The 24,230-nt window shown below is 63.3% G+C and carries 18 protein-coding genes; 14 read left to right on the top strand and 4 right to left on the bottom strand.

Annotation, left to right across the window (positions count from 1 at the left end):
- The first annotated feature begins 23 nt into the window (after positions 1–23).
- The 3 genes from K3555_RS24135 to phnY are packed head-to-tail and all read left to right on the top strand — an operon-like array spanning position 24 to position 3,942.
- Positions 24–1,211, top strand: coding sequence for a 2-aminoethylphosphonate--pyruvate transaminase (locus tag K3555_RS24135; protein ID WP_260009349.1), 1,188 nt, complete (start codon positions 24–26; stop codon positions 1,209–1,211).
- A gap of 19 nt (positions 1,212–1,230) precedes the next feature.
- Positions 1,231–2,478 carry a phosphonoacetate hydrolase gene (gene phnA, locus K3555_RS24140; protein WP_260009351.1) on the top strand — a complete coding sequence of 416 codons (1,248 nt, stop codon included), beginning with the start codon at positions 1,231–1,233 and terminating at the stop codon, positions 2,476–2,478.
- 15 nt (positions 2,479–2,493) lie between these two features.
- Positions 2,494–3,942, top strand: a complete 1,449-nt coding sequence (gene phnY / locus K3555_RS24145; protein ID WP_260009353.1) for a phosphonoacetaldehyde dehydrogenase — start codon at positions 2,494–2,496, stop codon at positions 3,940–3,942.
- Between the two features lie 18 nt (positions 3,943–3,960).
- Here the strand turns inward: phnY and tnpB are convergent, their stop codons facing one another.
- Complete coding sequence (gene tnpB, locus K3555_RS24150; protein ID WP_260009355.1) at positions 3,961–4,362, bottom strand: IS66 family insertion sequence element accessory protein TnpB; 402 nt, start codon at positions 4,360–4,362, stop codon at positions 3,961–3,963.
- 382 nt (positions 4,363–4,744) lie between these two features.
- Between tnpB and K3555_RS24155 the strand changes: the two genes are divergently transcribed.
- The 3 genes from K3555_RS24155 to K3555_RS24165 all read left to right on the top strand — a co-directional run bounded on the left by K3555_RS24155 (position 4,745) and on the right by K3555_RS24165 (position 6,781).
- Positions 4,745–5,056, top strand: a complete 312-nt coding sequence (locus K3555_RS24155) for a DUF2218 domain-containing protein (RefSeq protein WP_260009357.1) — start codon at positions 4,745–4,747, stop codon at positions 5,054–5,056.
- A gap of 130 nt (positions 5,057–5,186) precedes the next feature.
- Positions 5,187–5,468 (top strand): helix-turn-helix domain-containing protein, encoded by a 282-nt coding sequence (locus K3555_RS24160; RefSeq protein ID WP_260009358.1) that lies wholly within the window; start codon positions 5,187–5,189, stop codon positions 5,466–5,468.
- Positions 5,465–6,781: a HipA domain-containing protein gene (locus K3555_RS24165; RefSeq protein ID WP_260009360.1), complete on the top strand. Its 1,317-nt coding sequence runs from the start codon at positions 5,465–5,467 to the stop codon at positions 6,779–6,781. The genes K3555_RS24160 and K3555_RS24165 overlap by 4 nt, the downstream gene beginning before the upstream one ends.
- A gap of 36 nt (positions 6,782–6,817) precedes the next feature.
- Here K3555_RS24165 and K3555_RS24170 read toward each other — a convergent pair whose 3' ends face one another.
- On the bottom strand, positions 6,818–7,843 hold the full coding sequence (locus K3555_RS24170; RefSeq protein WP_260009362.1) for an AraC family transcriptional regulator: 1,026 nt from the start codon (positions 7,841–7,843) through the stop codon (positions 6,818–6,820).
- A 160-nt stretch (positions 7,844–8,003) separates the two neighbouring features.
- On the opposite strand from K3555_RS24170, the gene K3555_RS24175 reads away from it, so the two are divergent.
- The 8 genes from K3555_RS24175 to K3555_RS24210 are packed head-to-tail and all read left to right on the top strand — an operon-like array spanning position 8,004 to position 17,564.
- Complete coding sequence (locus K3555_RS24175) at positions 8,004–9,365, top strand: NAD(P)/FAD-dependent oxidoreductase (RefSeq protein ID WP_260009364.1); 1,362 nt, start codon at positions 8,004–8,006, stop codon at positions 9,363–9,365.
- Entirely contained in the window at positions 9,341–10,864 is a 1,524-nt protein-coding gene (gene peaA / locus K3555_RS24180) for a quinohemoprotein amine dehydrogenase subunit alpha (protein ID WP_260009365.1), read from the top strand. The genes K3555_RS24175 and peaA overlap by 25 nt, the downstream gene beginning before the upstream one ends.
- 18 nt (positions 10,865–10,882) lie before the next feature.
- On the top strand, positions 10,883–12,307 hold the full coding sequence (gene peaB, locus K3555_RS24185) for a quinohemoprotein amine dehydrogenase maturation protein (RefSeq protein ID WP_260009366.1): 1,425 nt from the start codon (positions 10,883–10,885) through the stop codon (positions 12,305–12,307).
- Positions 12,304–12,627, top strand: a complete 324-nt coding sequence (qhpC, locus tag K3555_RS24190; RefSeq protein ID WP_260009367.1) for a quinohemoprotein amine dehydrogenase subunit gamma — start codon at positions 12,304–12,306, stop codon at positions 12,625–12,627. The genes peaB and qhpC overlap by 4 nt, the downstream gene beginning before the upstream one ends.
- 13 nt (positions 12,628–12,640) lie before the next feature.
- On the top strand, positions 12,641–13,720 hold the full coding sequence (gene peaD / locus K3555_RS24195; protein ID WP_260009368.1) for a quinohemoprotein amine dehydrogenase subunit beta: 1,080 nt from the start codon (positions 12,641–12,643) through the stop codon (positions 13,718–13,720).
- Positions 13,717–15,459, top strand: coding sequence for an ABC transporter ATP-binding protein (locus K3555_RS24200; protein ID WP_260009369.1), 1,743 nt, complete (start codon positions 13,717–13,719; stop codon positions 15,457–15,459). Before peaD ends, K3555_RS24200 begins: the two co-directional genes overlap by 4 nt.
- Positions 15,456–16,142, top strand: coding sequence for a hypothetical protein (locus K3555_RS24205; RefSeq protein WP_260009289.1), 687 nt, complete (start codon positions 15,456–15,458; stop codon positions 16,140–16,142). Before K3555_RS24200 ends, K3555_RS24205 begins: the two co-directional genes overlap by 4 nt.
- Before the next feature lie 18 nt (positions 16,143–16,160).
- Positions 16,161–17,564, top strand: a complete 1,404-nt coding sequence (locus K3555_RS24210) for an aldehyde dehydrogenase family protein (protein ID WP_260009290.1) — start codon at positions 16,161–16,163, stop codon at positions 17,562–17,564.
- A gap of 124 nt (positions 17,565–17,688) precedes the next feature.
- Here K3555_RS24210 and K3555_RS24215 read toward each other — a convergent pair whose 3' ends face one another.
- Both K3555_RS24215 and K3555_RS24220 read right to left on the bottom strand, forming a co-directional pair.
- Positions 17,689–18,393: a CpXC domain-containing protein gene (locus K3555_RS24215; protein WP_260009291.1), complete on the bottom strand. Its 705-nt coding sequence runs from the start codon at positions 18,391–18,393 to the stop codon at positions 17,689–17,691.
- A gap of 35 nt (positions 18,394–18,428) precedes the next feature.
- On the bottom strand, positions 18,429–23,975 hold the full coding sequence (locus K3555_RS24220) for a hypothetical protein (RefSeq protein ID WP_260009293.1): 5,547 nt from the start codon (positions 23,973–23,975) through the stop codon (positions 18,429–18,431).
- Between the last annotated feature and the right edge of the window lie 255 nt (positions 23,976–24,230).

A 24,230-nucleotide genomic window follows, 5' to 3' on the forward strand; every position in this document is an offset into this window, starting at 1 on the left:
AAATTCCTCTTGGGAGAGTGCAGATGAGTGCTTCCACGGATCCGATTGAACCGCCCAGGCTGGGCGAACCCTATTTGCTGACGCCGGGGCCATTGACGACTTCTTATGCGGTGAAACAGGCGATGCTGCGGGACTGGGGCAGCTGGGACGATGATTTTCGCGGCATGACCCGCGAGATCCGCAACCGCCTGCTGGCGTTGCTGGGGCGCGGCGCGGAGGACTTTGACTGTGTGCCGATGCAGGGCTCCGGCAGTTTTGCGGTCGAGGCGATGCTGGGTTCCTTCATTCCCCGCGATGGCAAGGCGCTGGTGCTGATCAATGGCGCCTATGGGCTGCGCTCGGCGCAAACGCTGAACTATCTGGGCCGCGACCACGTGGTGCTGGACAAGGGCGACTACCTGCCGCCGCGCGGTGCGGAGGTGGCGGAAATTCTGACCGCTGATCCGGCGATCACCCATGTGGTGGCGATCCATTGCGAGACGTCCTCGGGCATCCTCAACCCAATCGCTGAGATATCCAAGGCTGTCTATGCCGCGGGCCGCAAGCTCTTGATCGATTCCATGTCGGCCTTTGGTGCGATTGATATGCAGCCCTCGGACATTCGATTTGAGGCAATGGTGTCGTCGGCCAACAAGTGCATTGAGGGCGTGCCGGGCTTTGGTTTTGTCATCGCCCGCAAGTCTGAGATTGAAGCGGCCAAGGGCAATTGCCATTCGCTGTCGTTGGACGTCCACGCGCAATGGGACAATATGGAAAAGACCGGCCAGTGGCGGTTCACACCGCCGACCCATGCGGTGGCCTCCTTTCTGGTAGCTTTGAAGGCGCATGAAGCCGAAGGCGGCGTCGCTGGCCGCGGCGCCCGTTATGCGCGCAACCGCGATGTGATGGTCGCCGGAATGCGTGAACTGGGTTTCGAGACGCTGCTGGACAGCCGCTGGCTGTCGCCCATCATCGTCACATTCTTTTGCCCTGCGGATGAGAAATTCGTGTTCAGCCGCTTTTACAGCCTGATGAAGGCGAAGGGTTTTATCATCTACCCTGGCAAGCTGACCGCTGTGGACAGCTTTCGCATCGGCTGCATCGGGCAGATGGATGAACATGTAATGCGGCGGGTTGTGACCGCTGCCCAGGAAACGCTTGCCGAAATGGGCGTCGCAAGCGCGGCCCCGCCTGCTGCGGCGCTGGAAGAACGCGCCAAACTGGCTGCCTGAAGACAAAGGACCCCGAGATATGACCACCCACACCCCCGTCATCGCCAATGGGCGCAGCTACCCGGTCCCCAAGGTTCCGGCGATTGCCATCTGCCTGGACGGCTGCGAGCCTGAATACCTGGAGGTTGCCATCGCCAAGGGGCTGATGCCGACGCTGAAACGGATCCGCGAGACCGGCACCGACCGGCTGGCGCATTCGGTGATCCCGTCGTTCACCAACCCCAATAACCTGTCGATTGCCACCGGCCGCCCGCCCAGCGTGCATGGTATCTGCGGCAACTATCTGATCGACCCGGACAGCGGCGAAGAGGTGATGATGAACGACGTGCGCTTTCTGCGCGCGCCGACCATCTTCTCGCAGTTCTATGAGGCCGGTTATCGCGTTGCCATGGTCACCGCCAAGGACAAGCTGCGGGCGCTGTTGGGGGCGGGGCTCAAGTTCGACGAGGACCGCGCGGTGGCCTTTTCCTCCGAAAGGTCGGGTGAAACCACCAAGGCAGAGCACGGCATCGACAACGCCAGCCACTGGCTGGGCATGGACGTGCCGGAAGTCTACTCAGCCGAACTCAGCGAGTTTGTCTTTGCCGCCGGTGTGAAGCTCTTGCAGGAGTTCAAGCCGGACGTGATGTATCTGTCGACCACCGACTACATCCAGCACAAATTCGCGCCGGACCAGCAGGGCGCGCTGGATTTCTATGCGATGTTCGACAAGTACCTGGCACAGCTGGATGAAATGGGTGCCGCCATCGTCGTCACCGCTGATCACGGCATGAAACCCAAGCACCACGCCGACGGCACGCCAAATGTGATCTACGCGCAGGATCTGCTGGACGGTTGGCTGGGCAAGGACGCCGCGCGGGTGATCTTGCCGATCACCGATCCCTACGTTGTGCATCACGGTGCGCTTGGCTCCTTTGCCACCGCCTATCTGCCCGAAGGTGCCGGCAAGGCGGAGGTGATGGCCAAGCTGGACGCCCGCGAGGAGCTGATCCTGGTGATCGACAAGGAAGAGGCCATCAGGCGCTTTGAACTGCCCGGCGACCGTATTGGCGACATCGTGATGATCTCCGGCGAGAATATTTGTATCGGCACCTCCGCTCACCGCCACAACCTGGCGGCGCTGAAGGAACCGCTGCGCAGCCATGGCGGGCTGACGGAACAGGAAGTGCCGTTTATTGTGAACCGAGTCCTTGATCTGCCCGGCCAGCCCGGGGATTTGCGCAACTTTGACGCCTTCTTCTATGCCACCGCTGCGGCGGCCCTCTGATCCATGGGTGAAACTATGACCAATACTGAGATCCGGAATGAAGGGATGCGGATCGGCGGCGAGATCGTCTTTACCGACGAAACTGTCCCGGTTCATTACCCCTATACCAATGAAGTTGTTGGATATGTTCCTGCCGGCAAAGCCGAGCATGCCCGCATGGCGTTTGAGGTGGCAGCGAACTACACGCCCAAACTCACCCGTTATGAGCGCAGCCAGATCCTGCAGCGCACCGCCGAATTGATTGGCGAGCGCCGCGAAGTTCTGGCCAAATGGCTGACGCTGGAGCTGGGCATCTGCCACCAGCACGCGATCTATGAAACCAAGCGCGCCCAGGACGTCTATCAGTTTGCGGCGGCCGAGGCGTTGAAGGACGATGGCGAGATCTTTTCCTGCGACCTCACCCATAACGGCAAGGCGCGCAAGATCTTCACCAAGCGCGAGCCGGTCAAGGCGATCTCGGCGATCACGCCGTTCAACCACCCGCTGAACATGGTGAGCCATAAGATCGCGCCGTCGATTGCCACCAACAACTGCATGGTTTGCAAACCGACGGAACTCACGCCGCTGACCTGTATTGCACTGGCCGATATCCTTTATGAGGCCGGGCTGCCGCCGGAGATGTTCCAGGTGGTCACCGGCTGGCCTCAGGACATTGGCGACGAGATGATCACCAATGAAAATATCGACATCATCACCTTCACTGGCGGCGTGCCGGTGGGTAAGATGATCGCCGAAAAAGGCGTCTACAAACGCCAGGCGCTGGAGCTTGGCGGCAACGACCCGCTGATTGTGCTGAACGATCTCTCGGACGCGGATCTGGACAAGGCCGCCACCATCGCCGTGGCCGGTGCCACCGGCAACTCCGGCCAGCGCTGCACCGCGATCAAGCGTATCCTGGTTCAAGAGAGCGTCGCGGACCGCTTTGTGCCGCTGGTCTTGGAAAAGGCTCGAGCGATCAAATTCGGCGACCCGCAGGACCCGGCCACCGAGCTGGGCTGCGTCATCCACGACAAGGCCGCCGCGCTGTTCGAAAACCGTGTGCTGCAGGCCGAAAAAGACGGCGCTGAAATCCTGTACCACCCGCCCCGCCAAGGGGCGCTGCTGCCGCCCATTGTGATCGACAAAGTACCCCACGGCAGCGAGCTGGTGATGGAGGAAACCTTTGGTCCGATCGTGCCCATCGTCCGGGTGCCGGATGACGACGCCGAGGTGATGAAGATCTCCAACTCCACCGACTTCGGCCTGTCATCAGGCGTCTGCACCAATGATCTGAACCGGGCGATTGCCTATATCAACGGGTTGGACGTGGGCACCTGCAACATCTGGGAACAGCCCGGCTACCGCATCGAAATGTCCCCTTTCGGCGGCATCAAAGACAGCGGCAATGGCGTCAAGGAAGGCGTCATCGAAGCCATGAAGTTCTTCACAAACGTCAAGACCTACTCCCTGCCATGGCCGGAATAGCGCCGCCTTGCGGCTTTTTCACTGCCGTCTGTGTGCTCTGCAGCAGCGCTGACATCTGGCTGCTTGCACTTTCGGCCAGGTGAAGCGTTTACCGTTCAGCCGTTTCATGATCAACACAAGGCCGGATCCATCCCAATCCAGAATCTTAAGCCGGCCGGCGCGCCGGGAGCGGAACATGTAAATCGCCCCGGAATAGGGATTGAGCTTGAAACTGTTAGCCACACAGGCGGCAAGCCCGCCCATACCCTTGCGGAAGTCGACCGGCTCCGAGGCAAGGTAAATCCGGAAGTTACTGGCAGGAGAAATCATTGTGCCGCCCTCACAGCCCGCAACACTTCCGCCAAGTGATCGGCAGGATAGCCAGAGGGTATCTCGATGGCTGCCGCTCCGATACTGATCCGGCATCATTCCGTCCAGCATCGCCATCTCCTTTCTGCAGGTGGCGCCAGTATCGCAAACCCCTTATTTTATTGAAACATGGGGTCTTTGCACCGCTTACGTTCATTCGCCCGGCGAAACCCTGGATGGCGCAGGATATCAAGGCGGTGACGGCGGGCAGCATCAGATTGCAGATCGTGTAGATGAACACTGCTGCCCAACTGTTCCTCGGCAAACTGGATGCGGCCGTCAGCGATTTCTTTGGCGCGCCTGGAAAACAGCCGTGACTGCAAAAGTGAACCAACTGAAGCGCCGGCCCCGCGCGCATCGCACGCCGGTAGCCGGAGCCTGTGTTTACGGGTTGCAGCGCCGCGGTGATTCACTACATTGCCCTTAGCTTAGTAAAACAGTAAGGAATTTGAAAATGCTCACCGACACCGGCCGCTTTGACACCCCGAACGGGGCAAAATACCTGCAGCAGCTCTGCAAGCATTTCTCCCATAAGGTCGAGGTGCAGTTCGACACCGCCGATGAAACCGGCCAGGGCACCGTGGCGCTGGGAATGGGCCCCGCAACCCTGCGCGCAACCAGGCAGGATCTGACCGCCAATGTCACCGCCCCCACCCCCGAGGAACTCGATCATGCGCGGCAGATCATCGACAATCACCTCGCCCGCTTTGCCTTTCGCGAAGAGTTCAAAAACATGACCTGGCAATCCGCAACGGCCCCGGCCTGACCTTTACCGTATTCGATAAATTCCTTGAGAATCCCCCGTCCCCGCCCGAAATTTATCGAAAACGGTAAAGTCTATTGATTCACCTCCGGCCACAGGGCATATTTACCGTATTCGATAAACCGGAGCCCGCATGACAGATCAGAAGCAGCCAGAGCTGATCGGCCTCGGCCAGTCCATCCGCAGCATCCGCAAGACCAAGGGGCTCAGCCTGACCCAGCTTGCGCAATTAACCGGGGCCAGTGTTTCGGCGCTCTCCACTATCGAAACCGGCACCCGCGACGCGCGGGCGTCGACCCTGTACCGGATCGCCAAGGCCCTGCGCGTGCCGGTGGCCGAGCTTTTCGGAACGCCCCAAGGCGCGGCACCGCACAGCGGCACCGCCAGCGGATATGACCTTGGAGACCTGGAATGACCCTTCAGGTTCCGGTTTTTTATGCGCAGTTTCTGGTTGGCAGCGTCGCGGTGCATGACGACGGCAGCACAGGGTTCACCTATACGCCGGAATGGATAAACACCCCTCGCGCCTTTCCCATCTCGGTGCTGATGCCGCTGCGGCCAGATCCGTTTCCGAACAGCATTGCGGCCCCCTGGCTGGCAAATCTGCTGCCCGAAGAACAGCAGCTGGAAACCCTCAGCCGGTCTCTTGGCTTGTCGAAAACAGACGCCGTTGCCCTGCTGCGCGAAATCGGCGGCGACACCGCCGGGGCGCTGTCCTTTGACAGCCCCTCTCTGCCGGACCAGTGGGACTATGTCCTGCTGACAGATTACTACCGCACCACCAGCCCCGAAGACGCGCTGCAGGCGCATTTCAACGACTTGGCTCAGCGGCCTTTCCTGGCTGGTGCCGATGGCGTCCGCCTGTCGCTGGCCGGCGGGCAGCAGAAATCCGCGCTCGCCGTTCTGGACGCCGGCGGCCGCCCGGTGCTGCAGCTGCCCGAGGACGGCAGCAGGCTGGCCATTCCCAGAAACGGCGCCCCCTCCACCGTTATCCTCAAGCCGGACAATCCGCGGCTGCCGGGCATCGTTGAAAATGAGCTGTACTGCCTGACCCTTGCGCAAAAGACCGGCATTCCCGCCGCGCAGGCGGCCTCCCTCGCCCTAGGGGCCCGTTCCGCCATTTGCGTTCTGCGCTATGACCGGCATCTGTCCGCCTCCGGACATATCCAGCGCCTGCATCAGGAGGACTTTGCCCAGGCCACCGCCACGCCGCCGGGCCGCAAGTATGAGGCCGGATCGGTGCCGGGTTTCACCCTTGCCAATCTGTTCACCGCCGCCGGCCATCTTGAACCACAGGACGTTCTCACCCTGTTTGACCAGTTCGCCTTCAACATCCTGGTGGCCAACACCGACGCCCACGCCAAGAATTACTCCATGCTGCACCGGCTTGGCCCGTCGGTTCAGCTTGCCCCGCTTTACGATGTCTCAACGGTTCTGCCCTGGCCTGCCGTGAACCAGTATTTCGCCCAGAAAATCGGCGGCCGCAAACGCAAGCCCGCTGACGTGACACCGGATCACTTTGCCCGCATCGCAACCGAGCTGGGCTTCCGCCCCGCCGAAGTCCTGAACCGGATCACCCGGCTGGTGGATCTGATGGTGGAACACCGGCCCGCAGCCGAACGGCATGTGGCCCGCCTGCCCGGCACCGCACCGGGTTATGTGGAACAGGCCGCCGGCTGCGCCGAACAAAACGCCCTCAGGATCCTGGGCCGGATCCCAAGGAGCTGATCCTTTCGCGCCGCACTGCAGGCCTGCGGCGGCGGTTCAGCCGCCGGAACCGCAGGCCGACGCTTGCTTGCGGTACTGGCTCGGTGTCGCCCCCTCCCGCTGCCGGAAAGCACGTTCAAAGGCCGAAACTTCAGAATAGCCCAGCCGCTCTGAGATTTCATGAAGCTGCGCCCCCGGCGCCAGCAGCATGCGCTTGGCAATCTCCATCCGGCAGCCCGCCAGCAGCCGCGAGAACTTCTGCCCCTCCTCCTCCAGCTTGCGCCGCAGGGTCCGGCGCGACATCCCCAGGGCCGTGGCGATGGCGGTCTGCTCGAAACTTTCGCGGCCAATGCGCATCAGCAGCTCACGGCGCACCCGCACCGCAACCGGTGCTTCACGCTCGCTTTGCCGGGCGCTGCGGACCATCGACTGCGAAGCCGCCTTAAATGCCGGGCTTTCGCTGTCCGCCAGTGGCAGATCCAGCATTGCCGCAGGAAACACCAGCGTGTTGGACGCGGCGGCAAACTGCACCGGGCAGCGCGGCCCGGCACTGCTGCGGCTTTGCAAGGCGCTTGATTCGTGCTCCAGCGATAACAGATCAGGCCGCCAGTCCGGCCCGGCGGCGGACTTCACCAGGCCATGGAACACCGACAGCGTCAGCTCGGCATCCTGCTGCCGCGGCCAGATGCGTGCATCCAGGATCCGGTAGGTCAGCAGCGCCTTGTCCGCCTCAATCGCCAGCCGCATTTCCGAGTCGCTTTGCACCATTGGAAAGGCATTGCGGAACAGCGACAGCGCCGCTCCCAGCGTCGGCGCCTGTTTTATGAATTCTCCAAGCGTGCCAAGATTTTGCAGATCAAACACCGATCCCACCCGCCAGCCGAAATCGGGCAGCCCCAGCTGGTCCGATGCATGCTCGCAGAAGTCCACGAATTTCTTCAGGCCGATCTCGCCATCCAGGTCTTCGGGGCTGATCCCGGCCGTGCGGAAAATCCTTCCAGGATCGCCGTTCATGAACTCAACAGCCCGCAGCGGGTCGTTCAAGGTCGTGGCCGAAATCCGGGGCTGATAGTTGTGTGGCATCGCGCAATTCCTCAGGATTGCGCCAGAATACCGTAAAAACCGGCCATTCCAGAAAAATCACTGCAGACAGGGCCGCATCCGCCGATTCTGTCCGGAAATGTCGGCTTGTTGTCCGGATGTGTCCGCCACAAGCACCGCCGCCACAGTGCAGCTTATGTAAATGGCACCTCAATTTGGCACCTTTGACATTGCAATCGCAGGCGGCGGCCCGGCCGGGTCGGTGGCCGCGATCCTGCTGGCGCGGGCCGGATACAGCGTGGCGCTGGCCACCCTGCCGCCGCGCGGGTCCCGGTTTGAGGGCATGTCCGCCCGCGTCGCCGCAATTCTGCAAAGACACGGCCTGCCGCTTGCGGGCATCGGTCCGGCCACGCAGCGCCATGTCAGCTGGGGCGCTTTTCAGGGCGGCCAGAACAGCGAGCATCTGGCCGACCGCAACCAATTTGACACCGGACTGCTGCACGCCGCCAAGGACGCGGGCGTCGCAGTGTTCTATCAGGCGGTGGCCAGTGTCCACCCGGATGCCGGCGCAATCCGCCTGTCTGACGGACAAAGCCTCACCGCCAGCCTGCTGTTTGAGGCCCGCGGCCGCCGCGCCCCGCGCCAGCCCGCGGCACAAAACCGGGCAAAACACATCGGCCCGGACACGATCTCGGTTGCCGGATTTGTGCCGCCGCAAGCCGGATACATGGACACCCCGCGGATCGAAGCCCGGCCCGGCGGCTGGATCTGGTCTGCTCCTGCCCGGCAGGATCAGCTGTGGCTGCAGGCGGTGGGTGACACGGGTGCGCTGGATAAACGGACCGGCGGCAAGGCGGCTGTGGCGGCGCTGTGGAATTCAGTTCTAGGGGACACCCCCCTGCCCCGCCACCCCGCCATACATGCCATCGCACCGCGGCTGACCGCGCCGGAACTGGACCCGCGCTGCCCGCGGCTGGGTGATGCGGCAGTCGCACTTGATCCCCTGTCCGGGCACGGCATGTTCTGGGCCGTGTCCTCGGCACTGATGGCGGCGCCCATCGCGCGGGCCTTGCTGAACGGCGGCACCGAACTGGCCCGCGATTTCTACCGCAACCGGGTGGCCGGGACCTTTTGGCGGCAGGCCCGTGTGGGCCGTGATTTCTACCGCGAAGCGGAATTTGAAACACCGTTCTGGCAGCAGCGCACCGCTTGGCCCGATGATATCCCCGCCCATGACACGCAAATCCGCCCGCACATCGCCCGCCGGGTGATCGTGCAGGACGGCCGTCTGGCACGGCGCGAGGTGCTGATCACCCGCGATGCCCCCGGCGGCGCCGCCTTTGCCGCCGGGCAAGAGATCGTGCCGCTGCTGCGCCGCCTGAACGGCCGGCCGCTGCCGGGCGCAGACGGTTTTCACAGCGCAGTTCTGCCGGAGGCCCCGCCGCAGGCCGCCCGGGCCATCCATCAATGGCTTTTGTCGCAAGGCTTTACCGAGGGGGCGCAGATCCCCTGGAACACACCAAACAGGGAGACTAATCCATGCAACTACGCCCCCGCAGTCTGACGGCTGCACTCCTGATAACCGCCGCCGGCGCGGCCCCTGCGCTGGCCAGCGAAGAGCTGCTGCAAAACATCTGCTCCAGCTGCCACACCGCAGAAGAATCCGGGCTGAGCCGGATCAGCGGCCAGCGCAAGACGCCCGAAGGCTGGATGATGACCATCGTCCGGATGCAGCAAGCGCATGGGCTGGACATCAGCTCTGAAGACCGCCGCGCCATCGTGCAGCATCTGTCCGACAGCCAGGGCCTGGCCCCGTCCGAGGCCGCCCCCTTCCGCTATGCGCTGGAAAAAGATCCGAACGCGCAGGAAAGCTTTGACGAGCCCTTCGCCTCGATGTGCGCACGCTGCCATACCGGTGCGCGCGGGCTGCTGCAGAATCGCACGCCCGAGGAATGGACCCTGCACATGGATTTCCATGTCGGCCATTTCCCGACCATCGAATACCAGGCGCTTGGCCGCGACCGCGAATGGTACCAGATCGCCCGCACCGAAATTTCCAGCTATCTGGCCGAACAGAACCCGCTGGAAACCGCCGCCTGGACTGACTGGCAGGCCTCGGACAAGCAGCCCGTGGCGGGCGACTGGGTGGTGATCACGGACCTGCCCGGCATCGGCGAGGCCTACGGGCGGCTGACAGTGACGGGCGACACCTCTCCCTATCAGATCAGCGGTGAATTCGTGACTGCTGACGGCACCACGCATCCCGCGTCGGGCCAGATGAACCTTTATACCGGCTATGAATGGCGCGCCAATCTCGACATCGGCGGCACTGCCTACCGCCAGGTCCTGGCCCTGTCCGAGGATGGCAACGCCCTGCAGGGCCGCCAATTCGACCGCAGCAACGACGCCCTTGGCGCGCCGCTGACCGCTGCCCGCGCGGGTGCAAATAGCGTCATACTGGGAACTGTTCCCTCTGCCGTTCCGGCGGGTGAGGCACAGGTGCAAGTGGTCGGCACCGGACTGGACAGCCTCGCCAGTTCACACGGTGATGCAACGGCAAACAGCTATGGCGCCGCGCTGTCTCTGGCGGCTGAGGGCAATGGCGTCGTGACCTTCAGTGCCGGCGGAACCGAAGGGCAGATCGCACATTACACCTCGGTTGACAGCCTGCGGGTGGAGCCGGAATTCACCATCGCCCGCGTTGGCGGCGGCAGCGATGCAGGCCCCCCCCCGGTGCCCGCCTATTTCAACGCCATCGGCATGTGGAACGGTCCGGACGGCACTCCCGGAACCGAAGACGATGTGCGCATCGGCCGGGTCGAGGCACAGTGGACCGTAGCCAACGCGCATGATCACGCAGCCCATATGAAGGACACCGAATTTGCCGGCGGCATGCAGGCAAATGGCATTTTCCTGCCCGCCATGGCCGGCCCCAACCCCGACCGCCCCTTCAGCGCCAACAACGCAGGCGAGCTGAAAGTGCAGGCCAAGGCGATGGGCCAGCAGGCCGAGGCGATGCTAATCGTCACCGTGCAGCGCTTCATTGATCCGCCGATCCGCTGAAGCACAGGGAGAAAACCCATGAAAGACTTTCACTATCAGCCCGCCAATGCGCACCGGGTTTCGGTCGAAGGGCGCGAGGTTCTGTTCCACGTCCCCACCACCTCGATCTTTGAGATGGACACCGCCGACCGCGACATCCTTGATTATGCGGCGCAGGCACAGGCCTTCACCATGGATGAATTCGAGGCCCGGTTTGCAGCATCGGACGCCGCCGCCCGCCTCGACGGTCTGGTGCGGCTCGATATCGTCAATGACGGCCGCCCGCTGCAACCGGAACGCCCCCCGATCGAGATCGAAAACTTCCCGCTGACCACCATCGTTCTGAACGTCAACACCGGCTGCAACCTGGCCTGTTCCTACTGCTACAAGGAGGATCTGGCGGTGCCCTCCAAAGGCCAGAAGATGGCCTTTGACACCGCGCGGAAATCGGTCGAGATGCTGATGGCCGAAAACCCGGACCGCGACAGCTATAACGTGGTGTTCTTCGGCGGTGAGCCGCTGTCGAACCAGCCGCTGATCCGGCAGGTGGTGGACTGGGCCGAACCGCATTTTGCCGCCCTTGGCAAGGCGGTGAACTTTAGCCTGACCACCAATGCGACGCTATTGACCGAACCGCTGATCGACTGGCTCGACCAGCATAAATTCGGCCTCACGGTGTCCATCGACGGCCCCAAGGCGCAGCACGACCTGAACCGCAAAACGGTCGGCGGCAAGGGCACCTATGATGCGGTCGCCGCCAAGGCCCGGCTGCTGCTGTCGCGCTACACATCGAAACCGGTGGGCGCCCGCGTCACCCTGACCGCCGGCGTCACCAACATTCATGAGATCTGGGACCATCTGATCAACGATATCGGCTTTGCCGAGGTCGGGTTTTCGCCGGTGACCTCGGGCGACATGGATGCCTTCAACCTAAACGGCGCCGAACTGCTGGAGGTGTTCGAGGGCATGAAATCCTTGGGCCGCCTCTATGTCGAGGAAGCGCTCAAGGGCCGCAACATCGGCTTTTCCAACATGCACCAGATGATGAACGACCTCTATGAGGGCCGCTCCAAGGCACTGCCCTGCGGCGCCGGGGTGGGCATGCTGGCCGTCAACCACGACGGCGCGCTGAACCTGTGCCACCGGTTTACCGGATCGGACATGGACCAGTTCGGCACCGTTGACGAGGGCATCAAGCGCAAGGAGCTGTCGGGGTTTATCAAGGCACGGTCCGACCGGACTGAGAAGGGCTGTGCCACCTGCCGGATCCGCAACCTGTGCGCGGGCGGCTGCTATCACGAAAGTTATGCCCATTTCAGCGACCCGATGATGCCGACCTATCACTACTGCGACCTGATGCGCGACTGGATCGACTTTGGCGTCGCCGCCTATGCCGAACTGATCGCCCAGGCGCCGCAGTATTTCCACCACCATGTTGCGCCGAGGAGGGCGTTTGGAAAATGAAACCGCTCAATCAGAAAGCCGAACGCGTCCAGCAGGCCGCAACCAAAAGCCAGATGGAAGAGGTCCGCGCGATGCAGACCGTGACCGCCGGCTGCGCCACCACCTTCGATCCCGGCTGGGAGGTCGACCCTTTCGGCGGGCTCGCCGCCCTGTGCCAGCCGATGGAAGCGGACCTCTATGGCTGCTCCGACCCCTGCTGGTGGCCCGCGCAGGTGCCCGACATCATGGTCAATCACCAGAACTGGGACGAAGGCGCACCCAATGCCGCCAAGGACTGGCGCGCGCTTGGCGCCACCTACCCCACCGACGCCGAAACCTAAGGAGACCCGCATCATGAAATCCGCGTTTTTTGCTGCAGCCGCGTTCTGCGCCTCCGCCCTGCCGCTGGCCGCCGGCGACCTTCTGGTGACGGTGGCCCGACCCTCCAACCTCTATGTCTTTGACGCTGATACCCGCTCGGTCAAGGCCGACTGCGATCTGGGCGCCAATGTGACCCCCGGCGTCATTGCCATGTCACCAGACAACCGCATTGCCTATGTGCTGCTGAACCACTGGCAGGATGTGGTCGGCGTTGAAATCGGGACCTGCGAGAAAGTGTTCCACGCCGCCCAGTCCGACGGCGACGTAAGCCGCCGCTCGCTGGCCTCGCTCGCCGTCTCCAAGGACGGCAGCCAGATCTACACGGTGCGCAACCCGGTGCGCAAACTGACCGACCGATACGAGGTAATGCAGCCGGAATTCGCCGCCTATGACGCCAGCGCCGGGTTGGAGGCGGAACCCGTCGCTGTTTTCAAAGCCCCGCGCCGCTCCACCCTGATGGCCAGCGACCGCAACGGCCAGGTCTATGTTGCGGGCCATGACATCTACCGGGTTGATCCGGCCACCGGCGAAACCGAGGTGGCGATTGCCAACGCCAGCTGGGACCGACCGACCTACAGCCCGCCGGATGTGCTCGCCTTCTGGCCCACCGGCAGCCAGAACGACGAGATGCTGCTGATGTACACGGCGGCGGTGTTTACCGACGAAACCCAGCAGGAGATGGCGGATTTTGTCTGGGGCTACCAGTCGGTTGACCTCACCACCGGCAAGACCGAGATCGCCGATTTCGCCTCCTTCGAGGTTCTGATGTTCTCAGCGGCCCGCAGTGCCACGGACCCCAAGCACCTGTACGGCGTCTATACCCAGCTGTCCAAGCACAACCTGGAAACCCGCGAGCTGGTGAAACGGGTGGATCTGCCGCACACCTATTACGTCATCAACGTCTCCAGCGACGGGCGTGAGATTTATGTCGGCGGCACCAATGACGACATTGGCATCTATGACAGCGAAACGCTGGAACGCCTGGGCGAGATCCGGGTGCCCTCCGGCGGCGACATGTCGGTCTCCACCCTGCACGTTGTGCCGCAGGGATGACCGGGCCTGCCGCCAAACTCTCCCCCCAGCCGGGCGGCCCTGCGGCTGCCCGCCCCTGGCCGCGCCTGCAATCCCGCGCAGGTGCGGCGCTTTTCACATCCACCACTGCGGCCTGGCTGCTGCCGCTGCTGCGCCCGCACCACCGCCGGCTGGCCCTGCTGCTGCTGATCAGCTTTGCCGCCGCCGCCCTTGGCCTGCTGCCGCCCTATATCAGCAAGCTGGTGATCGACCGCGGCCTGATGGGTGGCGATGCAACGCAGCTGGTCACATGGTCACTGGCGCTGTTTGCCATCGGCTTGTTGGCCACCGCCACCGGCGCGCTGAGCAATACCCTGCACATGCGTGCCTCGGTCCGGATGCTGGCGCAGCTGCGGCGGCGGCTGCTGTCCCGGATGGCGGCCAACCCCTCCGGCTGGTTCGCGGCACAACGCACGGGCGAGCTGCTGGCGCGGATCGACGGCGATGCGGCAGAGGTGCAGAAATTCGCCTTCAACGCGGTGCTTGGCGGCTCCTCCGCGCTGATCCGGCTGATTGGCGGCTCAGCAATGCTGATGCTGCTGGACTGGCGGCTGGGCCTGCTGACCGCGCTGCTGGCCCCGGCTGAGCTGCTGTTCCTGCTCTGGGCGCGGCCCCGCACCGAACGCCACGCCGCCGCCGTGCGCGAGATGCAGGGGCGCTACGCCGCCGGCCTGTCGGAAACTCTGTTCGGCCTGCCCGCGCTGCAGGCCGCCCGCGGCACCCTTTGGGCGGAACGGCGCAGCCTGCGCGACCACGCCGGGCTGAACCAGCGCCTGATTGCGCAGAACCTGTGGGGCGAATTCACCCGCGCGGTGCCGGTGCTGCTGTCGGCGCTGACCCGTTCGGCAATCTTTCTGGCGGGCGGGCTGATGGTGATCCGCGGCGACTGGCCGCTGGGGTCGCTGATTGCCTTCATCGCCTATATGGGATTTATGACCGGCCCGATGCAGTCGCTGCTGGGCCTGTGGCACGCGCAAGCACGAGTCAAGGTTGCGGTCGCGCGGCTGGATACGGTGATGCAGCCCGCCGCCCCCCGGCCCGCCGCGCCCTTTGCCCCCGCAGGCTATGCCCTGCAACTGAACACTATGACTGTCTCCCGCGGCCAGGCAGCCCCGCTTGGCCCGCTGACCCTCACCATTCCCCAAAGCACCAAATTGGCCCTTAAGGGGGCCAGCGGCGCCGGAAAAACCTCCTTGATCGCGGTGCTTTGCGGCCGGGCGCAGCCCCTGTCCGGGCACATCACCCTGGGCGGTGCGGACCTTGGCCAGCTTGGCAACGCCACCCTGCCCCAAATGGTGGCCTATGCCGGCCAGCGCCCGCTGATCCTGCGCGCCAGCCTGCGCGATAACCTGTTCCAGTCCCGCGCCTTCTGGACCCGCCCCGCCAGCGAAACCCGCGTCTGGCAGCTGCTGGACCTCTTCGGCCTTGGCGAACGGTTCCGCAGCGCAGACGGTCTTGACACGATGCTGGGCGAAAGCGGGCTGACGCTATCCGGCGGCGAACGCCAGCGACTTTGCCTGCTGCGCGCCTTGCTTAGCCCCTTCGACATCCTGATCCTGGATGAGGCCCTGTCCGAGGTCGACCCCGCCACCGCCGCCCGGATCCTCACCCATATCGACAAAAGTTTCCCCCATTCCACCCGCATCATCACCGCCCACGGCGGCGCCGCAGCGGCCGGGCATTTCGATATGGAGATCACCCTGGACGAGGCCAGTCCATGACCCCTGCCCCGCTGATTGCCCTGATAGACGGCCCGCTGGCGGCAGACACCCCGGGCCTCGCCGCCCGCACAGATTTCTGCGAACTTCATCCCCGCGCCGCCGAAAGCCCGGCCGCGCAACACGCCGGTTACATGGCCGCCGCCATCCGCGCCAATGCACCCGCGGTGCAGATCCTCAACCTCAGCATCTTTCCCGGCCGCCTCGCCACGTCCCTCGCCGCAGTGACCAAGGCCCTGCACCACGCCGCCCGATCCAAAGCACAGATCGTCCACTGCTCCTTTGGCCATGCCAGTGCCAGCCCAGAGCTGGTTGAGGTTGTGGCGGCGGTGCTGCAGGCAGGCAAGCTGCTGGTCGCCTCCGCCCCAGCCCGCGGCGCGCCGGTCTACCCCGCCGCCTGCCCCGGCGTTCACTCGGTGCAGGGCGATGCCCGCTGCGCCCCCGGCCAATGGTCGCTGTTGAACCTGCCCGGCGCGCGCTACGGCGCCTGCCCCGGCGGCCCCGGCATGCCGGTGCGCGGTGCCAGCCTGGCCGCGGCGCATTTCACCGGCCTGCTGGCCCGCGCCTGCATGGGCGGCGGCGCCGCAACGCTGCTGCAAACCCCGGCCTTCACTGGCCGCGAACGCATCACTTTGCCGCCGCCCGGCTCAGCTCCTCTTTTCCAATCACCCCCCGCAGACAGATAAAAAACAGGGAGAACACCAATGGACTACGCAATGCTCATCAATGGCGAACAGGTGTCGTCAGACCAGATGATCGACGTGATCAACCCGGCAACCGAGGCGGTCTTTGCCCGCGTGCCGCATGCCTCCGAAACGCAGCTGAATCAGGCCGTGGCCGCCGCCAAAACCGCCCAGCAGGCATGGGCAAACACGCCGATGGCCGAACGCCGCGCCAAGGTGGAAGCACTGGCCGCCGCCATCGGCGAGGAGGCCGATGAACTGGCCCGTCTGATCACAACAGAGCAGGGCAAGCCGCTGCCCGAAGCCCAGGGCGAGGTCGCCTGGTCGCAGGGCTATCTGGGTCATACCGCCACGCTGGAGCTGCCCGACCGCATCATTCAGGACGACGCCGAATTCCGGATTGAGACCCGGCACAAACCCTTGGGCGTGGTGGCGGGCATCATCGCCTGGAACTTTCCGCTGCTGCTGTGCTGCTGGAAGATCGGACCGGCGCTGATGGCCGGCAATGCGATTGTGCTGAAGCCAGCGCCCTCCACCCCGGTCACGGCGCTGAAGCTGGGCGAAATCTGCGCCCGTATCCTGCCGCCCGGGCTGGTCAATATCATCACCGACGCCAACGACCTGGGCCCCAAGCTGACCACGCACCCGGATGTGGCCAAAATCGGCTTTACCGGCTCGTCGGAGACCGGCAAGCGGATCATGGCCAGCGCCGCCGACACCATGAAACGGGTGACGCTGGAAATGGGCGGCAACGACCCCGCCATCGTGCTGCCGGACGTGGATGTGAAGGCCGCTGCCGAAAAGGTCTATGGCGGTGCCTTCCTTAATGCCGGGCAGGTCTGTCTGGCGGTGAAGCGCGCCTATGTGCACAGCGACATCTACGAGGCGTTCTGCGCCGAACTGGCCGCCCTTGCCGAACAGGCGGTGGTCGATGACGGCATGAAACAGGGCACAACAATCGGTCCGATTCAGAACAAGGCGCAATTCGACAAGATCATGGGTTTCCTGGAAGACGCCCGCGCCAACGGCCAAATCATCGCCGGCGGCAGCCCCAAGGACGGCCCCGGTTATTTCGTGCATCCCACAATCGTGCGCGATGTGACCGACGGCCAGAAAATCGTGGATGAGGAACAGTTCGGCCCGATCCTGCCGGTGATCCGCTTTGACAGCATTGATGACGTGATCGCCCGCGCCAATGCCTCGGACTACGGGTTGGGCGGCTCGGTGCATTCTGGCGATACCGCCAAGGCGGTTGAGGTCGCCGGCCGCATCGAATCCGGCACCATCTGGGTCAACCAGCAGCTGAACATCGGCCCGCATATCCCGATGGCCGGCTTCAAAGGCTCCGGTCTTGGGGTCGAGCAATCCGTCGAGGGGCTGGCCGAATACACCCAGATGCAGGTGATCAACGTCGCCCGCGGCTGACCGCGCACCCGTGCGCTGATTGACGGGCTGCATTCCAGCGGCCCGTCATGGGTTTCAGCGGGCGTTCCGGCAGGGCTGCATGTCCAGTTCAGGCCCGCCGCACCGCAGGCAGTGCGCTGCCAGGCTATGCCGCCGGGCGCCCCTCCCCCATGTACAGCTTCTGCATATCCACGAAATGCCCAGTATCAAGCCGCTTGCGGATGGCATCCCAGCCCTCCGGGTTGCCCTCGATCGCCCTGTACAGCTCCGCCGGCACGGTCATATATTCGATGTATTTCTCCGATGCGGTCTCCAGCCAGGCAAAGACATAACCATCGCTGTCTTCGTCGGTATTCACCAGGCGCAGCTCTATGCCCTCGGCCATCGGCACCGATTCAACGCTGCGCAGGATGTGCAGCTTCATCATCTCGACAATCACGTCATCCAGCCCCAGCTGCCTGACCAGCAGCTTTTCCCGCACCGCCGGCCAGCCGAAGGTCAACCGCACCGCCAGCCCGCTGCCCACATCCCGCGCCGCCGCCGGAGCATTTGCGCCATAACTGGTGTCAAACAGCGCCCCGGCTTCATCCTCAATCTCCAGATGATCCCGCAGTCGGCTGGCAGGCATTGCCGCAATCCACTGGCCGCGCCCGGCATCCAGATAGTTGAACTGCGGCTGCAGCCGGAAGCTCTCGCCGCAGGCCTCGCAGCTCACATCCTGAAACCGGTCTTCCAGGATATCGTCCCGCAGATCGGGGCGGCGGTCGGCGTTCACACTGCCCACGGCCATCATGGTCACCGGGGCCTCGCATTGCGGGCACACCAGATTGACGGGGTGAAAAAGCGACATCGGTCAACAGCCTTTCAATGGATCAGATCAACGGGTCAAAGTTTGGCCAGCCAGCCGACCGCCGGGTGGTTCGGCTTCAGCTTGCCGGAATGATAGGCGGCATACAGCTCCGAGAACCATTCCCCCGGCGCGCGGAACTGATAGCCGGTGATCCCCTTGGCCCGCTCGCCCAGCAGATAGGAATTCCAGGTGTTCGGATAGCTTTCCTGATACACGACACCGCCGATTTCGATCTTCTTGGCAATTGCCATGCTGGACCAGGGCTGGGCCGGTTCGGACGCCATGTCGATATGCGCCTGCATCTTGATGCGGCGGCTTTCCCATTCCTCGTCCGTGCAGGTCTCACCGGCCGGCTTGTCCGGCACATGGGCGCCTTTGTTATGCGCCATATATTCGGTGGCATAGGCCTTGTCATAGCTGAATTTGGTGGCAATTTTCTCAGCGATGGCAGCGATATCCATGCCGTGTTCGGTCCAGCCGCCGTATTCCTTTTTGCCGCCGTTGCTTTTCATGAAGCTTTGTTTGTCGTCAACGGCATGGCCGACCTCATGCAGGGTGTTCCAATTGAAAAACGTGACAGGCTCCTCGTTTGCCGGTTTGCATTTTTCCAGCTCGGCGCGCTCTTCCGGGGTGGCGGCATCATCCAGGCTGCCCACCGCATCATCGCTGCCAAAGGCATAATTGGGCGAGGCCCCCGCGTCGCCTTCATGCATCACAATCCGCTTCTCATTGCCCTGGTACATTGAGCCGCCTTTCGCAGCTTCATTAACCGCGAACTTCTGCAGCGAGTCATTGTTCAGCGTGTGATCCAGCGGCAGATCCTGCATCGCCTTGTAGAAGGCGACAATGTTCGGCCCCTTCAGATTGGCATCGGCAATTTCCGTGGCCGGCGCCAGGTTCTCATTATTGAAGTTCTTGATATCACAGCCAAAACGCGCCTTGAACGCCACTTTGACCACCGCCCGTTGCGCCTCGGGCTCCAGGTTGTCGATCATCGCGTCCAGCTCATCGGTACCATTGGGGCGCGACAGGATTTCCTTGATGTCCTTGTCCGTGGGCGGCGTGTTGGCCCGCATTTCCGCCATCACAAAGGCGCTGGTGCCGATGGCGCGCGCCTCTTCCAGCAGTGTAATGGCCTCTCCCGGTTTCTTGCCCGCCACAGCCGCAGCGGCATCGGCCAGTTTCTTACGCATGGTGTCGATGCTGGGCTTGATGGCATAGCGGTGCTCATGCCCTTCCAGCACAGCCAGCCGCGGCTCCACCTCCGGTTTGACGCGCAGGTCCTTGTATGCCTTGTGCTGCTCCGCCATCTCCAGTGCGGCCTTGGTCTGGGCAATCGCCGCCTCGATGTCCGCACTGACCTTGGCGTAATTCTGCCCGCCCTTGGCGGCGGCTTCGGCATCAGCCAGCAGTTTTTCAACCGCGTCGGTCTCATCCTTCACATAGGCCGCTTCGCCGTGACCGGTAACCGGAGTCAAAGCCGCCCGGGCACGGGTGATTTCCTGTTCGATGAACGCATATTGCGAGATCACCTCATCCGCCGTGTTGCAGGCTTCCAATGCGGCCAGCAGATGGCCCTTGGCGGTTTTGGCGTCCAGCCCGTCCTTGCCGCAGTTTTCAATCTCGGCATTGGCAGTATCCAGATGCGGCTTGGCCACCGCAGCGTTTTCACGGCTTCCGACCACCTTGATCGACAGTTTCGCCGCCTGCACCTGCGGCCACCAGGGGGCGCTGTCCTCATCGCCGCCAATGGCTGAATTCACCGCCTCAAGAATACCATGGGTATTGGCCGAGCTGATCGCCTCTTCAGCCGAGGCCGTCACCTCTTCGGCCATGGTCTTGGCCGAGGCATAATCGCTTGGCGCCAGTTTCACCAGATTATCGTATTTTGCGGACAGCCGGGTCAGCTGCGCCGCGATTGCATCAGCCTGCTTATGGGCTTTTGCCTCTGCCAGCTTGGCCTCCGCCGCGGCCCGCGCGGGTTCATAGGCGGACGAGCCCTGGATCGAGGGCAGCAGCGCCTTGGCATCATCGGTGATCTGCTTCAGCAGCTTGATCGCCTGGGTATAATCGTTCTCGCCCAGATCGGTCCTGGTTGTATCCAGCTTGGCCGCGGTCAACCGGTCCGCCAACGCCTTGATCCGGTCCTTGGTGGCATCGTTGCTTTCCGGCGCCAGCGCATCCACCGCCGCCTGCGCGTCGGTGACAGCCTGATTATACGGGGCCGCTGCCGCAATCAGCCGCTGGCACGCGGTGATTTTCTGATAGGCCTTCTCGAACATGCCCTTGGCAGCCGTGTAGGTATGCGCCGCCTTTGCCGCCTCGTATTTGGCGTAGTCCGCATCCGCCCGCGCAATCTGATGCACGCCGGCCTCGTTGCCCGGCCCGATCAGCGCCGCACGGGGCACAACGAAATACTGGTTTTCCCAGCCCAGCACCGTCTTCAGCGTCTTCAGATCTTCATCCGTGGCTTTTTCCCAGCCCGCGGCAGCCTTGGCCTTGTCCGCAGCGCCTTGGAAATCCCGCGCGGTCTGCTTGGTGGTGCTTTCATCCAGCAAGTCCTGGATTTCGGTCTTGCGATGGGTCAGCTGGGTCTCAACCGCGCCGCCTTCGGTGGTGATCTTGGCAATCACTGCGGTGGCCTTGGCCCGGTCCGCCTTGATGGCCTTGTACAGCTCGCCGTCGGCGCGGGCCTGCTCGGCCATCTTGCGCGCCGCCGCGATTTTGGCCTCCGCCCCCTTGTAATCATAACCCTCAGGCTTGATCAGATCATCCGCCTCGCCGGTCAGCCGGGTGATGTCATCCAGATGCGGCTGCAGGCAATTGGCATCGTTCAGCGGCGCCAATGCAGCGGCCTGTGCCGCCAGCGAGGTCTTCAGCTCGCCATAGGCGCGATGCTGATGAACCAGCACCATCGCCATCTTCAGGTTTGCAATGGCGCTGTCCAGGTGCGCCCTGGCATCATCGTATTTCTTGGCCGTCTTGGCCTTTTCCGCTTCTGCCGCGGGCAGTTGCGCCTTGGCGATCAGCGCGGTGAAATCATTGCCCGCATCCGCCGCAACAACCTTGTCGCGGATATCGGTAAAGACCTTGAACGCCGGGTCCCATTTCTTTTTCAGATCATCAAGCGCTGCCGTATCGGTCATCCCGTCCAGCTCGACCGCGGCTTCCGCCGCCGCCTTGGCGCTGTCCACCCGTTTCTCCGCGTCCGCCACGCAGGTGTTTGCCGTGGTGAAATCCAGCTTCAGCGCCGCTGCCGCCGCCTCGGCCATCAGCGCCTTGGCATCCTCCAGCATCGGGGCCGCCTGGGCCACATTCTTCAGGGGATCGATCTTGCCCTGAACCGCCACCCGTTTGTCCTTATAGGCCTTGCAGGCATCCGCCTGGGCCGTGGCCGCGGGCCAATCGCCCTGGGTCGCATCCAGCAGGGTCAGCGCGGTGGAGTATTTGTGCAAAGTTGCTTCAGACGTGGCCGAAGCAAGATCCGCCTCCATTTTCAATATGATAACCTGAATGCCCGAGGCGCCGTCGTGGTCCTTGAAGTCCTTCAGCTTGGCCTTAAAAGCGGTCAGCTTGGGCGCATATTGCTGAACCACCGGGATTTCTTTTTCGATAAAGGGCCGCACGCTCCAGAATTTGCCGAGCTTCTTCAGGGACTCGCCATAGTCCTTGGTCGTGGCCACGTCTGAATCGGTGTAATAGCCGTTTGCCTCGTCCAGCTTGTCCGTCAGCAGCGTTTTGATTGCAGCCGCCAATCCAGCCCAGCTGTCGACCCAGGTCTTGGCATTCGGACGCTGGGTTTCATAGGTTGTCCGCTGCTTGCGCACCTTGGCGGTCTTGCCATGAACCGTGGCAACCTCGTCAAGCTTTTTGATGCCGTCTTTGAATTTCTTCGCAGCCTTGTCCACCTGCGCCGCATCATACAGACGCTCCATCTCGCGCGCCGCGTCATCTATCGCCGGATCGCCGACCGAGACCCCGCGGGCCGCATCAGCCAGTGCCTTGCGGTCCGGGTCAAGCGCCATGAAATGCGCAAAGTCATCGGCCAGAATCTCGGCTTTGGCAATTTCAGCCTCTGCGGCGGCCAGGTCATCCGTGGCGGTTTTCAGATCATGGGCCTTGGCCTTATCGACTGCAGCCGTGCGCAGCCCGTTGATCCGGGTGATTTCCGGCGCAATCTCGGGCGCCGCAGCCTTGGGGTGGCTGGTCAAGGGCACCAGCCGCAGATCGAAAATCTCCAGCGCTTTCTGAAAAGCGGTCTTGGCGCCGGTGTCGGCGGCAACCGCCTTTTCCAACGCATCCAGCGCCTTTTCCCCGGCCTCCAGTTTGGCGCCATTGGCATCTTCGGGTTTTGCCTTGGCCTGGGCGGCCAGTGCTTCGACCTTATCCAGTGCAGCCTTCCACTTGTCCGGGGTCTGGCTGACGGCCTCGGGCACCAGGGTGTTGTAGGTCTTGACCGGCCCGTCGCGCAACGCCTTCAGTGCTGCCTCGATCCGGGCGATCTGGTCTGCCAGATCGGCCTCAGCCGTATCGCCGCCGGCGTCATCCGAAGGCGGTGCAGCCTGTTCCGGCGCCTTGGCCGGGGCGTCGGGTTTGGCGGTGGTGACGGTATCCCCCTCCCCTGCCGATGCGGCTTCGGCACTGGCCGGTGCCGCGTCGTCTTCGGCAGTTTCAGCCGCGGCTTTGCGGGCCTTGGAAATAGCCTGGGCCAACGGCCCGACCGCCTTGAGCGCGCCTTCATAATCCGGCGGCGTGGCCGCCACCCGGGCCTTGATCTGCGTCCAGACGTTTTCGATTTTTGCCGACTGCGGTGTGTTGAGCGCCAGAACCTCGGTGATCAGCGGCTCCAGCTTGCCCGCGGCCTGCTGCCATTTGCCTTCCAGCAGGGTTTGCCGCTTGGCCCGGGCCGCAGCGTCCTGGGCCGCGGTCTTCATTTCGGCGGACAGCTTCGCCACATGCTCCAGCGCCGCCGCATAGCCGCTGCCCTCTGCCTTGGCCTGAATGGCCTTCCACAACGCATCTGCCTTGGACAGATCAATGCCGGCAATATCGCGGAGCTTGGCCAGGTTGGCCTCAACCTTGGCGGATGCGGTTTTCCATTTGGCCTCCGCCGGATCCGGTTCCGCCGAGGGCGCTGCCGGCGCATCTGCCGGATCCTCGGTGACGGTATCGCCGCTGGCCGCCGGAGCCGCCTGCGGGCCGTCATCCGCGGCCTCCTCGCCGTCGTCATCCTCCTCTGACTCGACGACATTTCCGCTGGGGTCCAGAATGAGGATCTTGTATTTCAGCCCCACCACCATGAACATCTTCTTGGCCTTGCGCGCCATGCCCGGCACGATCTTGCCCTCGACTGACAGCGACAGTTCCTTGCCGTCCAGCGTCAGCGTCCCAAAGGTGAACTGCGGCGTCTCGCCGTCGGACTTGGCCTGTTTGCCCAGGACCTTGGCGGCCTTGGTCTTATGGGTGAGAAAGATCGAGTTTTCGATTTTCTTGCCAAAGCACAATCCGAAGGACAGCGCGCGCTTCTTCGCAATCGCCATCTGTTGCTTGATTTCTTTTGCGGCAGATCCATCAAGAGGCATGGGCAGCTCCTGAGTTAAAAAACTGTTTAAAAATAGAGCGTTAGCCCCGATCACCCTCAAGCGTCGCATGGAACCCGGATTCCAGCAAGATTTTTTTCTTGTCAATTGCCTCCGGCTGCGCACACTCGGTCGGTACATGCATCAAGGTGGGACGCTGATGACTTTCCAGCCAGCCGATTCAGCCGAGTGACGGGATTGCGCCCGGCGCGGGCCGCAATGATTGCGGTGCTTGCAGGCCTGTGCGGCGGCGGGCTG

This window comes from Leisingera sp. M527 (assembly GCF_025141525.1).
In the GTDB taxonomy this organism is placed as follows: domain Bacteria; phylum Pseudomonadota; class Alphaproteobacteria; order Rhodobacterales; family Rhodobacteraceae; genus Leisingera.